The sequence below is a fragment of the Bradyrhizobium sp. LTSP849 genome (assembly GCF_000938255.1).
Lineage (GTDB): Bacteria > Pseudomonadota > Alphaproteobacteria > Rhizobiales > Xanthobacteraceae > Bradyrhizobium.
Map to the genome: position 1 here is coordinate 123,630 of NZ_JYMR01000038.1, position 11,667 is coordinate 135,296.

The 11,667-nt window shown below is 64.6% G+C and carries 10 protein-coding genes; all 10 read left to right on the forward strand.

What is annotated here, in order from left to right; translation table 11 throughout:
- Positions 1 to 170: 170 nt before the first annotated feature.
- The 10 genes from UB31_RS23115 to UB31_RS23160 all read left to right on the forward strand — a co-directional run bounded on the left by UB31_RS23115 (position 171) and on the right by UB31_RS23160 (position 11,510).
- Positions 171 to 1,166: a TRAP transporter substrate-binding protein gene (locus tag UB31_RS23115; protein WP_045012527.1), complete on the forward strand. Its 996-nt coding sequence runs from the start codon at positions 171 to 173 to the stop codon at positions 1,164 to 1,166.
- 54 nt (positions 1,167 to 1,220) lie between these two features.
- Entirely contained in the window at positions 1,221 to 3,251 is a 2,031-nt protein-coding gene (locus tag UB31_RS23120) for a sensor histidine kinase (RefSeq protein WP_045006018.1), read from the forward strand.
- On the forward strand, positions 3,221 to 4,966 hold the full coding sequence (locus UB31_RS23125) for an ATP-binding response regulator (protein WP_045005845.1): 1,746 nt from the start codon (positions 3,221 to 3,223) through the stop codon (positions 4,964 to 4,966). The genes UB31_RS23120 and UB31_RS23125 overlap by 31 nt, the downstream gene beginning before the upstream one ends.
- Positions 4,967 to 4,976: 10 nt before the next feature.
- Entirely contained in the window at positions 4,977 to 5,714 is a 738-nt protein-coding gene (locus UB31_RS23130; RefSeq protein WP_045012528.1) for a response regulator, read from the forward strand.
- A gap of 266 nt (positions 5,715 to 5,980) precedes the next feature.
- On the forward strand, positions 5,981 to 6,592 hold the full coding sequence (locus UB31_RS23135) for a sigma-70 family RNA polymerase sigma factor (protein ID WP_045005847.1): 612 nt from the start codon (positions 5,981 to 5,983) through the stop codon (positions 6,590 to 6,592).
- 524 nt (positions 6,593 to 7,116) lie between these two features.
- On the forward strand, positions 7,117 to 7,815 hold the full coding sequence (locus UB31_RS23140; RefSeq protein WP_045012529.1) for a cytochrome c biogenesis CcdA family protein: 699 nt from the start codon (positions 7,117 to 7,119) through the stop codon (positions 7,813 to 7,815).
- A 31-nt stretch (positions 7,816 to 7,846) separates the two neighbouring features.
- A complete protein-coding gene (locus UB31_RS23145; protein ID WP_045005849.1) occupies positions 7,847 to 8,410 on the forward strand; it encodes a thioredoxin family protein in 564 nt (187 codons plus the stop codon).
- An 84-nt stretch (positions 8,411 to 8,494) separates the two neighbouring features.
- Positions 8,495 to 9,469 carry a hypothetical protein gene (locus UB31_RS23150; RefSeq protein WP_045012530.1) on the forward strand — a complete coding sequence of 325 codons (975 nt, stop codon included), beginning with the start codon at positions 8,495 to 8,497 and terminating at the stop codon, positions 9,467 to 9,469.
- 355 nt (positions 9,470 to 9,824) lie between these two features.
- Positions 9,825 to 10,418, forward strand: a complete 594-nt coding sequence (locus UB31_RS23155; RefSeq protein ID WP_045005851.1) for a L,D-transpeptidase — start codon at positions 9,825 to 9,827, stop codon at positions 10,416 to 10,418.
- Positions 10,419 to 10,472: 54 nt separating this feature from the next.
- A complete protein-coding gene (locus UB31_RS23160; RefSeq protein WP_045006019.1) occupies positions 10,473 to 11,510 on the forward strand; it encodes an amino acid ABC transporter substrate-binding protein in 1,038 nt (345 codons plus the stop codon).
- The last annotated feature ends 157 nt before the right edge of the window (positions 11,511 to 11,667 follow it).

Consider the following 11,667-nt stretch of genomic DNA (forward strand, 5'->3'; position numbering starts at 1 on the left):
ACCGCACCCTGCTTAAGGCGCGGCACCTGCGGTTTCAACCGGGAATGAGGGCCAGTCGCGCCGCACAAGCGCGCGAAGGGACCGGGGCGGGATGGCCTTCCCTTTACCATCTGCTAGATTGCATTGAACCTTTTGCTCCCGCCATAGACTCCATCTCCGAGGGGTTGAGTGTGCCAGTGCCAAACCGTGCCGAACTCTCACGGACCGGGGTGATTTTCGTCGCGCTTCTGCTCGCCATCTGCGCGACGGGCGCCGCTGCGCGTGAATTCCGCGCCGCCGACACCCAGACCGAGGATTACCCGACCGTCCAGGCGTTGCGCTACATGGGCGCGCTGATCGCCGAGCGCACCGGCGGCCGCCATGAGATCAAGGTGTTTCACTCCCGCCAGCTCGGCGAGGAGAAGGAGACGATCGAGCAGACCCGCGCCGGCGCGATCGACCTCAACCGGACCAATGTGGCGCTGATCGGCAATTTCGTTCCGGCAATGAACGTGCTGGCCATGCCGTTCCTGTTCCGGTCCATCGAGCACATGCAGAAGGTGCTGGACGGGCCGATCGGCAGCGAGATCCTCGGCAGCTTCGAACCTTACGGCTTTGTCGGGCTCGCCTTCTACGATTCCGGCGCCCGCTCGATCTACAACGGCGTCCGGCCCGTGAAGAGCGTCGCCGACCTCAAAGGCCTGCGGATCCGGGTGCAGCAATCGGAGTTGATGAGCGAGATGGTCCGCGCGCTCGGCGCCGAGCCGGTCGAGCTGCCCTATGGGCAGGTGCTCACGGGGCTTGCGACCCATCTGATCGACGGCGCCGAAAACAACTGGCCATCTTTTGTGACGACAGACCATTACAAATACGCCGGCTACCTTGCGCTGACCGAGCACACGATGAGACCGGAGGTGCTGGTGATCTCGCTCAAGGCCTGGCGCAGCCTGTCTGCCGAGGACCAGCAGATCTTCAGGGAGGCCGCGGCGCGCTCAAGCAATTTCATGCGCGAGAAGTGGCGCGACCTCGAGGAGCAATCGCAGCTCAAGGCCGAGGCCGCGGGTGTCACCATCGTCAGGGATATCGACCGCAAGCCGTTCGAGGACGCGATGGCTCCGATCTACGCCAAGGCCGCGCGCGATCCCGCCGCGGCTGCACTGATCGAACGCATTCGCAAGGTGGAGTGAAGCTGCTTGGCTGCACCCGGACACAGCGAGCACGCAGACAGGCCGCCCGGCCCGATCGGGCGGCTGCGCGCGCGTCTGGTCGGCGTGTTGCGGGCGGTGCCGATCCGCTGGCGCATCCTGTCGATCGCGGCGCTGAACTCGGCCGTGGTGATCGTGCTGGTGGCGATGATCTGGAACGGCGCGCAGGTGCTGGGCTCGGCCTGGGACGACGTGCGCCAGGTGCGCGAGTCCGACCGGATCCTGGCGCTGCTCGAAAGCGAGACCGGGCGGCTCCAGAACCTGATCCATCGCTACATCAACCAGCCGAGCCCGGACCTGTTCGCCGAGATCCTGCTGCTGCGCGAGGCCGTGCTGGGCACGCTGACCGATCGCGCCGCCAAGGACCCGATGCTGGCGGGCTCGGTCGAGGAGCTGGAGCGCACCACCGACCGCTTCCTCAACGGGTTCGGCGAGCTGCGCGCCGTACAGGCGACCATCGCCAAGACCTATGAGGAGCAGGTGCAGGGCCCGGCCAAGGACATGGCGGGCCTCTATTCCATCATCGAAGGCGCCACAGGTCACCGCGACGCGCTGATCTGGCCGTCGCTCGGCAAGTCGCGCGAGGCCTTCACGGCAATGCTGGTCGCGGCCAATTCCTACTATCTGTCGCTGTCGCCGGGTGCGGCTGACGACGCACGCCGCAACACCGAGACGATCGAGACAACCATTCCGGTGATGATCGATCTCGCGGACAACGACCTCCAGCGCATGGCGCTGCAAAAGCTCTCATCCCGCACCATGGCGCTGCGCGAAGGCTTTGCAAAACTCTCCGAGCAACTGGCGAGCCGCACCGAGCTGCTGCGCAACACCATCGACGCCAGCCAGGCCGAGGCGATCGGCGCCATCGACGATCTCTCCATCAAGATGCGCCAGCGCGAGCAGAAGGCGCAGGAGACCTTTGACCGCACGCTGGCGGATATTTCGCGGCGGGTGCTGTCGATCGCGGTGATCTTCCTCGGCATCATCCTCACCGCCGGCGTGCTGATCGCGCTGTCGATCCGGCTGCCGCTCCAGCAGATCATGGCGGCGATGCGCGCGATCACGCTCGGCGATCTCGGCCGCGCGGTGCAGGGCACCAAGGCGCGCGACGAGGTTGGGGCCATGGCGCGCGCGGTCGAAGTATTCCGCGAGAACGCCATCGCCAAGCGCGAGACCGAGGACGAGCTGCGCGCCTCCAAGGAAAAGGCCGAGAGCGCGCTGCTCGAGCTCAACGCCGCACAGCAGAATTTGATCGATGCCGAGCGGCTCGCAGCGCTCGGTGGCCTCGTCGCCGGCGTCGCGCATGAGGTCAACAACCCGATCGGCATCAGCCTGACCGTTGCCTCGAGTTTTGCCCGGCGCAGCGAGATCTTCGAGGCGCAGCTCAAGGGCGACGGCGGCCTGCGCCGCTCGCAGTTGGAGGAGTTCGTGCAGGCCTCGCGCGACGCCTCGCAGCAGCTTGTCGCCAACCTCACGCGCGCCGGCGAGCTGATCCAGTCGTTCAAGCAGGTCGCGGTCGACCGCTCCCATGCCGAGCGCCGGCAGTTCTCGCTCAGCGAAGCCACCGACCAGATCATCGCGAGCCTGAGGCCCGTGCTGAAGCGCTCGCTGATCACGCTCCAGGTCGACGTGCCCGAGGGGCTGCTGCTCGACGGCTATCCCGGCTCCTATGGCCAGATCCTGACCAATTTGTTCCTCAACGCCGCCAACCACGCCTTCGCCGACGGCCGCACCGGCACCATCACGATCTCGGCGCGGCAGCGCGGGGCCGACGACATCGAGATCATCTTCGCCGATGACGGGGCCGGCATGACCCCTGACGTGCAGCGCCAGGCGTTTGACCCTTTCTTTACCACCCGGCGCAATGAAGGCGGCACGGGACTTGGCCTGCATATCGTCTATAACCTTGTCACCCAGCAGCTCGGCGGTCGAATGATGCTGGAATCCAAGCTGGGACAAGGCACCACTTTTCGCATTATTATGCCCCGCCTCGCCAAGGGCGGCGCGCCAAGCACAGAGACTGACGGGACTTCTCAATGGCCGAACAGGACGATGTCCTCCACCTGATCGACGATACCGGTACCGCGTCGGAGGATACGGACGCCCGGAAGTGGAAGATCGCCGTCATCGACGACGATCCGGCCGTGCATGACGGCACCCGCTTCGCGCTGTCCGACTACAGCCTCAACGGTCTGGGCCTGGAGATCCTCTCCGCCCATTCCGCGGCGGAAGGCCGCAAGCTGATGGCCGCGCACAGCGACATCGCAGCGGTGCTGCTCGACGTCATCATGGAGACCGACGTCGCCGGCCTCGAGCTGGTCGAATTCATCCGCAACGAGCTCAAGAACGAGACCGTACGCATCATCCTGCGCACCGGACAGCCCGGCCAGGCGCCGGAGCGGCGCGTGATCGTGCAGTACGACATCAACGACTACAAGGCCAAGACCGAGCTCACCGCCGACAAGCTGTTCACCTCGCTGACCGCGGCGCTGCGCTCCTATCAGCAGCTCGAGCGCATGGTGCAGACGCGGCGCGGGCTCGAGATCATCATCGATGCCGCCTCCACGCTGTACGACTTCAAGTCGATGCAGCGGCTCGCCGAGGGCGTGCTGACCCAGCTCGCCTCGCTGCTCAATGTCGACTGCGCCGGTATACTGGTCTTGCGCGACAATGGCGGCATCGATCCCGAGCTTTCGGTGCTCGCCGGCAGCGGCTGCTACAGCCGCTTCATCGGCACGACCTCGTCGAAGGCCCTCGACCCCGATCTGCGCGCAATGGTGGAAGCCGCCTTCCAGGGCCGCAAGAACGAATTCGCCGACCACCGCAGCGTGATCTATTTGCGCACCGGCTCTGGCCGCGAGGTCGTGGTGCTGCTCCAGGCCGAGCGCGAGCTGTCCGAGACCGACCGCTCGCTGGTCGAGATCTTCTCCAGCCGGCTTTCGATCGCGTTCGATAACGTCATCCTCTACCAGCAGCTTCAGGACGCCAACACGCAGTTGGAAGATCGCGTCGCCCAACGCACCCGCGCGCTGATGCAGGCCAACCGCCGCCTCTCGGCGCAATGGCTGCGGCTGCAGCGCGCCAACGGCTTCAAGAACGAGATTTTGGGCACCGTCGCGCACGATTTGAAGAATCCGCTCGGCGTCATCCTCGGCCGTACCGAGATGCTGAAGGAGCTGATCTCGACCGGCGCGTCCGCGAGCGGCGTGAGCGCCCAGGTCGACCACATCCGTGATGCGACCAAGCGGCTGACCTCAATGGTCGACCATCTGATCTCGGACGCGATGGCCGATGCCTTCGACATCACCATTCGCCGCGAGCCGGTCGACGTCGCGGCTTTGGTGAAGGAGGTCGCCGAGGCCAACCAGCCTCTGGCGGTCAACAAGCAGCAGGCGATCAGCGTCACGGCGCCGCCCAATTTCGTCACCATGTGCGACACCGACCGCATCCGCGAGGCGATCGACAACCTCATCAGCAACGCCATCAAATACTCACCGATCGCCGGCAAGATCACCGTCGCGGTCACCCATGAGGCCAACGACACCGTCATCCGCGTCAGCGACGAGGGCGCCGGCCTGTCGCCGGAGGATCTCGGCCGCCTGTTCGGCCGGTTCCAGCGGCTGTCGGCCAAACCGACCGCGGGCGAGAGCTCGACGGGACTTGGGCTTTCCATCGTCAAGCGTATTATCGACATGCATGGCGGCGGGGTGACCGCCGACAGCGACGGCCCCGGCAAGGGATCGACCTTCACCATCACGCTGCCCGCGACAGAAACGCCATGATCTGGAAGCCATGACCCAAAGCCAGCACATCATGATCGTCGACGACGAGGCCCCGGCCCGGGAGATGGTCGGCGATTACCTCAAGATGCACGGCTTCACCGTGACGCTGTGCGACGGCGGCAAGTCGCTGCGCGCCGCGATCGACGGCAGCATGCCCGACCTCGTCGTGCTCGACCTCAACATGCCCGAGGAAGACGGCCTCTCGATCATCCGCGACCTCAAGAGCCGCATCAACGTGCCGGTGATCATGCTCACGGCGACCGCGAGCCCGATCGACCGCGTCGTCGGCCTCGAGCTCGGCGCCGACGATTACGTGGCAAAGCCGTGCGAGCTGCGCGAGTTGATGGCACGTATCCGCTCGGTGCTGCGGCGAAGCGCGCCGCTCAAGCTGGCCGCATCTGAAGCGGCGCCTGCGAAATCCGACAAGGATCAGCTGGTGCGCTTCGGCACCAAATGGCTCGATCTCGAAGCGCAAGCGTTACGCGACGACGAGGGCAACGAGCATCCGCTGACTGCGTCGGAGTTCGGGCTGCTAAAAGTGTTCGCGGCGAATCCGAAGCGCGTGCTGTCGCGTGAGCGCCTGCTGGAATTGGCCAATGCGCGCGATGCCGAAGCCTTCGACCGCGCCGTCGACCTCCGCATCATGCGCATCCGCCGCAAGATCGAGCCCGATCCGACAAAACCCGCCGTGATCCGCACCATCCGCGGCGGCGGCTATCTGTTCTCGCCCGCGGGCGAGAAGGCGTAGGGCGTCAAGCGACACCGAACGCAATAGCCGGAAATACGTTCCCGGCTGCTCCAAGCGACGCGGAACGGGCCACCCCGTATTTTCCGTACGTTGAAATTACACGCCTTTTTACCTCGAATGTTTCGTCGCGGCCTTTCCGACGAAACAATTTGGTGGCGCACGAAACCATTTTCCCCTTTTCGTGCAGACGTCCAGAAACGTTGGCTCATTAACACTTTGGTCCAAGGAAACGCCGCTCGGTTGCGGCGCTACGGGGAGCTAAGTCAATGCCGAACGTCATCGCCATCAACGCCCAAGCCAGCCAGAGCATCATTGCCGCTCAGGCGACCTCGGACGACATGCTTCTCGAAAGCATTGCCGACGGCAACCGGACGTCCATGCACATCCTTTATTGCCGTCACAATGTGCGCGTCTATCGCTTCATCCTGCGCATCGTGCGTGATGCCACCACGGCCGAAGACCTGGTCAGCCAGGTGTTCCTGGACGTGTGGCGGACCGCCGGCCAGTTCCAGGGCCGCTCGCAGGTCTCGACCTGGCTGCTGTCGATCGCCCGCTTCAAGGCGCTGACCGCGATGCGCCAGCGCCGCTTCGAGGACATCGACCAGGAAGACGTGCGCCAGATCCCAGATGGTTGCGATACGCCGGAGACTTCGCTCGACCGCAGCGACACCAGCGCGATCCTGCGCGCCTGCGTCGCCAAGCTGTCGCCCGCGCATCGCGAGATCATCACCCTCGTCTACTACCATGAGAAGTCGGTGGAGGAGGTCGGTCAGATTATCGGCATCCCCCAGAGCACGGTGAAGACCCGGATGTTCTATGCCCGCAAGCAGCTGGCCGATTTGCTTAAGGGTTGCGGCGTCGATCGTTTTGCCGCCTGAAGGTCAATGATTTCAATGGGATAGGACCGGATTCCCGGCCCGATTCCAGGACACGAAAGCGTTACCGCCGACGAAACAATTGAAACAAACCACAACATCAGGCGGAAAAACTTCGTCCCTATAAGGATCACATACGGTTTCGTTAAACCTCCCAAGACCTCCAACGACCCGGCGAGATGCCCCCTCGCCGGGTCGTTTTTATTTTGGGGGTGGGCGGCACGCACCACCGGCCAGAGTGAGGCGGGCACACTCTCTCATTCCCTCCCCCCTTGTGGGGGAGGGGCAGGGAGAGGGGTACCGCACGGGGACTCTCGCGATTCGCGCGCGGGACGATCGCAACCGGATGGACCATTTGCTGGGCTACCCCTCTCCCCCACCCTCCCCCGCAAGGGGGGAGGGAGCGCACCGTCTACGCAGTCAGCAGTTGCGCCTCCGCGACACAGCCGCTCCGTCACGAACGTGTGACGTAACGATCCGCGCATCCATCCCGAACAGCCCTCGTAACCTCCTTCACGAGTGGCCCGATGCTCGAACTCACCTTTGCGCTCCTTGCCGGCGTCCTCACCATTGCCGCGCCCTGCACGTTGCCGATGTTGCCGATCCTGCTTGGCGCCTCGATCGGGCGCAGCTCGCATCTGCGGCCGGCGATGATCGCGCTCGGCTTCGTCGTTTCGTTCTCGGCGACCGCGCTGCTGCTCGGCGCGATCACGCGGGCATTCAATTTCGATCCGAACGTGCTGCGCGAGGCCGCTTCGGTCCTGCTGCTCGGCTTTGGCCTGCTGATGCTGTGGCCGACCCCGTTCGAATGGCTCTCGATCCGGCTCAACGGCTGGCTCGATCTTGGTGCTGCGAGCGGCGTCCAGCGCGAGGGCGCGCTCGGCGGTCTCCTGCTCGGCACCACGCTCGGCCTGGTCTGGACGCCCTGCGCCGGCCCCGTGCTCGGCTCCATCCTGACGCTGGTCGCGACGACGAAGAACGCGACCTGGGCCGGCACGCTCTTGATCGCCTACGCGATCGGCGCAGCGATCCCGATGCTGGCCATCGCCTATGGCGGACAGGCCGCGACCACGCGCGTGCGCAGCCTCGCGCGCATCTCGCCGCGGCTCCAGCAGGGCTTTGGCGTGGTCGTGATCGCCTTCGCGGTCGCCGCCTACTTCCAATACGACACGCTGATCGTGGCGTGGCTCACCGGATTCTACCCCACCGGCCAGATCGGCCTGTGATCACCGCAAAAACTCAACGGAGGACGCTTCCATGACTTTCAAACTGCTCACTGTGGCCGCCGCACTGATCGGCTTCGCCGTGACCGGCGCCGCCATCCCCGGCATCTGCGATGAAGCTTCGCGAGCCGCGCCGATCAATGTCGCGGCCGCTGCCCAAGGGACCGCGCCCGACTTCGCCGGCATCAGCAACTGGTTCAACTCGAAACCGCTCAACATCGCCGATTTGCGCGGCAAGGTCGTGCTGGTCGACTTCTGGACCTATGGCTGCGTCAACTGCGTCAACACGCTGCCGCATGTCACCGACCTCTATGCCAAGTACAAAGACAAGGGCCTCGTCGTGGTCGGCGTGCACACGCCGGAATTCCCGTTCGAGCGTTCGGCCTCCAACGTGCAGGCCGCGCTGAAGCGCCACGGCATCACCTATCCGGTCGCGCAGGATAACGATTCCGCGACCTGGAACGCCTATCGCAACCAGTATTGGCCGGCGCAGTACATCATCGACCAGAACGGCAAGATCGTCTTCCAGCACGAAGGCGAAGGCCGCTACGACGAGATCGACCGCACGGTGGCAAAGCTGCTGAACGCCAGCAGCTGATGTCGCATACGGCGGCTTGCGATGTCGCTTGACTCCACGGACCCGTCCGTGGAGGTTCGCGGCCGACGCAATCAGCCGCCCGCAATGGACGACGCGACCACCAGCAACGACATTCGCCTTCGTGAAGGCGCCTCGATCGCGCAGCGGCTGGTCATGGCTGGCTTTGTGGCAGCCGTTGCGCTTTGCTTTACACCGGGCCTGTTCACGCACGAGACCCTGGAAGTGATCATCTCCGTGGTCGCGCTGCTGCTGGGAGCGGTGTTCGTCGGCGCCGTCATGCTGGCGCCGGCGGTGGTTTGGATCATCACGCCGGATGAGATTCTGATCGGGCAGCAACGTCCGTTCGGGCGGCTCCGCACCAGGATCGTCACGAGAGACGACATCACAGGGCTACAGGTTCCCGGCGGCAAGACCGCAAAGGCCCGTTTCCAACTGGCCTTCACGCTGGCGTCCGGGGAGCGCCTGACGTCGCCGCCGATCTCCGACGTCACGCATGTCCGCGAAACTGTTGCCCGGATCGCCGCGCAATTCGACGTTCCCGATGTCGACGCGCCCGTCAATCCACTCGATGCCAGCAATCCCGAGATGCATCTCGGCGAACCCGTCGAGCCGTTTTCCGTCAGGGACATCCGGATCGCGGCATTGATCGTCGTCGCACTGAGCGCCGCACCCTACGCCTACAGGCTCTGGCGCGGTCTGCCGCCCAGCCTGGTCGACATCATGCTGCTTCCGCTTGGCGCAATCGCCGCGTTTGCGGTTCACAGATACGCCAACCTCGTGACCGGCGCCTTCTGGATCATCCGGCAAGGCGATATTCACGTCGAAAGCCTGTGGGGCGACGGCACGCCGCGCGCGGACCACATCGAAGGGCGCGACGTCAAGGCGATCACGGTCGAGCGGCGCGGCCGGTCCGAGGACGAGCACTGCATCGTCGTGATCCGATTGCAGTCCGGGCACCGGTTTCGCAGCCCCCGTATCGGCTCGAGGCTTGAGGCCCGCGCCGTGGGGGCTGAGATCGTCCGGCGGCTCGGGATCGCGCCGGAGAACAACCAGATCTAGCTGGCATCTAGTGCCAATTGGCGAAGTTGATCTCGCCGCGAGGCCGGTCTGAGCCTCTCCCGCTTGCGGCAGAGGTCGGCGCGTAGCGCCGGGTGAGGGTTCTATCCTCTTGGGGAGCGTTCATTGTGGAAGCAGCCTCTCCCCGACCCTCCCCCGCAAGCGGGGGAGGGAGCGCATCGAGCCCAGCTCGCTGCTTTTCGCGCCATCCCTTGTTTGTGGCATTGCCGGGCCCCGTCAAAAAACCAAAGCATTCTCGTGACATACCAGCCGGGCGTGCCATCAACTTGCCACGAAGCTGCCCCTGAGTTCAGATGGTTCCTAACGATTTGCGCTGTGGCAGCGGGGAGAGCTTGAAATGACGGATTTTCGTCGCCTGACCGGGGCGTTTTTGGCTGCGATTGGCCTGATCTTGTCCGCGCCGCACGCCTTCGCCCAGCAGCCTGACCGCGGCGACGAGCCCGGCCTGGTCGCCGACGACAGTTACGAGCTCGATCCGGAATGGCAGAAGCAGGTCGTGTACTACCGCACGACCGAAACACCGGGCACCATCATCATCTCGACCACCGAGCGCCACCTCTATCTGGTGCAGCCCGGCGGACGCGCGATCCGCTATGGCATCGGCGTCGGCCGCGACGGCTTTCAGTGGCAGGGGCTGGTGAACATCACCAACAAGAAGGAATGGCCGGACTGGACGCCGCCGCCGGAGATGATCCAGCGCCAGCCCTATCTGCCGCGCTTCATGGCCGGCGGCCCCGGCAATCCGCTCGGCGCCCGCGCCATGTATCTCGGCACCACCGTCTACCGCATCCATGGCACCAACCGTCCCGACACGATCGGCACCAAGGTGTCCTCGGGCTGCTTCCGTCTCGTCAACAATGACGTCGCCGATCTCTACGGTCGCGTCCCGGTCGGGACCAAGGTGGTCATCAGGCAGAAGCCCGAACTCTAAATACCCCGCCTCGTCCAGAATTCCTTTTCCCGATTATTTCGAGAGAGCAACATGATGCGCACATTTCGAGGCGGCCTGCTGATCGGGCTCGCGGTCGCCGTGCTGGTCGCCGCCTTGGCCATCACTTACGAGTTCTACGACACCCGCACCTTGAAGCGCACCGTCCGCCGCGGCGAAGTGCTGTGCGGCGTCAACAAGGGTCTGCCGGGCTTCTCGATCCCCGACGACAAGGGCAATTGGAGCGGCTTCGACGTCGATTTCTGCCGCGCGGTGGCCTCGGCGATCTTCGACGATCCGAACAAGGCGCGGTTCGTACCGCTCGACGCCAGCGAGCGCTTCAAGGAATTGCAGAGCCGCAAGGTCGACATCCTCTCCCGCAACTCGACCTGGAGCATGGCGCGCGAGCTCGACTATGACCTCTATTTCCCGGCGGTCGCCTATTACGACGGCGAAGGCTTCATGGTGCCGCGCGCGCGCAACAAGGAGACGGCGCTGGATCTGAACGGCAGCAAGGTCTGCGTGCAATCAGGCACCACGACGCTGCTCAACCTCGCCGACTACTTCCGTGCCAACAACATGAAGTATGAAGAGATCAAGTTCGACAAGCTGGAGGACGTGGTCAAGGCCTACGACACCGGCAAATGCGACACGCTCACCGCCGACGTCTCCCAGCTCTATGCGCTGCGGCTCAACATGGGCAAGCCCGGCGACCACATGATCCTGCCGGACATGATCTCCAAGGAGCCGCTCGCCCCCGTGGTGCGCCAGCGCGACGACGACTGGATGATGATCGTGAAGTGGACGCTCTATGCGATGATCAACGCCGAGGAGCTCGGCGTCTCCTCGGAGAACATCGACGAGGCCCTGAAGTCGAAGAAGCCGGAAGTGATGCGGCTGGTCGGCACCGAAGGCAATTACGGCGAGCAGCTCGGCCTCACCAAGGACTGGGTCGTCCGCATCATCCGCCACGTCGGCAATTACGGCGAGATGTATGAGCGCAATATCGGCGAGAAGTCCAAGCTGAAGATCCCGCGCGGCATGAACCAGCTGTGGAATGCGGGTGGCGTGCAATACGCGCCGCCGATTCGGTAAGGGGGCCTTCCCGCCGTAAGCTTGGGGCAGGCGCTTTCCATTCTCTCAACTGTCATCGCCCGCGAAAGCGGGCGATCCAGTATTCCAGAGACGACTGTGACGAATCGAGAGGCCGCGGCGTACTGGGTCGCCCGGTCAAGCCGGGCGACGACACCGC

What these genes read in the sequence shown, in the direction of transcription:
- UB31_RS23160 (WP_045006019.1), top strand. Translation starts at nt 10,473, where the DNA reads ATGCGCACATTTCGAGGCGGCCTGCTGATCGGGCTCGCGGTCGCCGTG.
- UB31_RS23155 (WP_045005851.1), top strand. Translation starts at nt 9,825, where the DNA reads ATGACGGATTTTCGTCGCCTGACCGGGGCGTTTTTGGCTGCGATTGGC.
- UB31_RS23135 (WP_045005847.1), top strand. Translation starts at nt 5,981, where the DNA reads ATGCCGAACGTCATCGCCATCAACGCCCAAGCCAGCCAGAGCATCATT.
- UB31_RS23130 (WP_045012528.1), top strand. Translation starts at nt 4,977, where the DNA reads ATGACCCAAAGCCAGCACATCATGATCGTCGACGACGAGGCCCCGGCC.
- UB31_RS23145 (WP_045005849.1), top strand. Translation starts at nt 7,847, where the DNA reads ATGACTTTCAAACTGCTCACTGTGGCCGCCGCACTGATCGGCTTCGCC.
- UB31_RS23125 (WP_045005845.1), top strand. Translation starts at nt 3,221, where the DNA reads ATGGCCGAACAGGACGATGTCCTCCACCTGATCGACGATACCGGTACC.
- UB31_RS23150 (WP_045012530.1), top strand. Translation starts at nt 8,495, where the DNA reads ATGGACGACGCGACCACCAGCAACGACATTCGCCTTCGTGAAGGCGCC.
- UB31_RS23140 (WP_045012529.1), top strand. Translation starts at nt 7,117, where the DNA reads ATGCTCGAACTCACCTTTGCGCTCCTTGCCGGCGTCCTCACCATTGCC.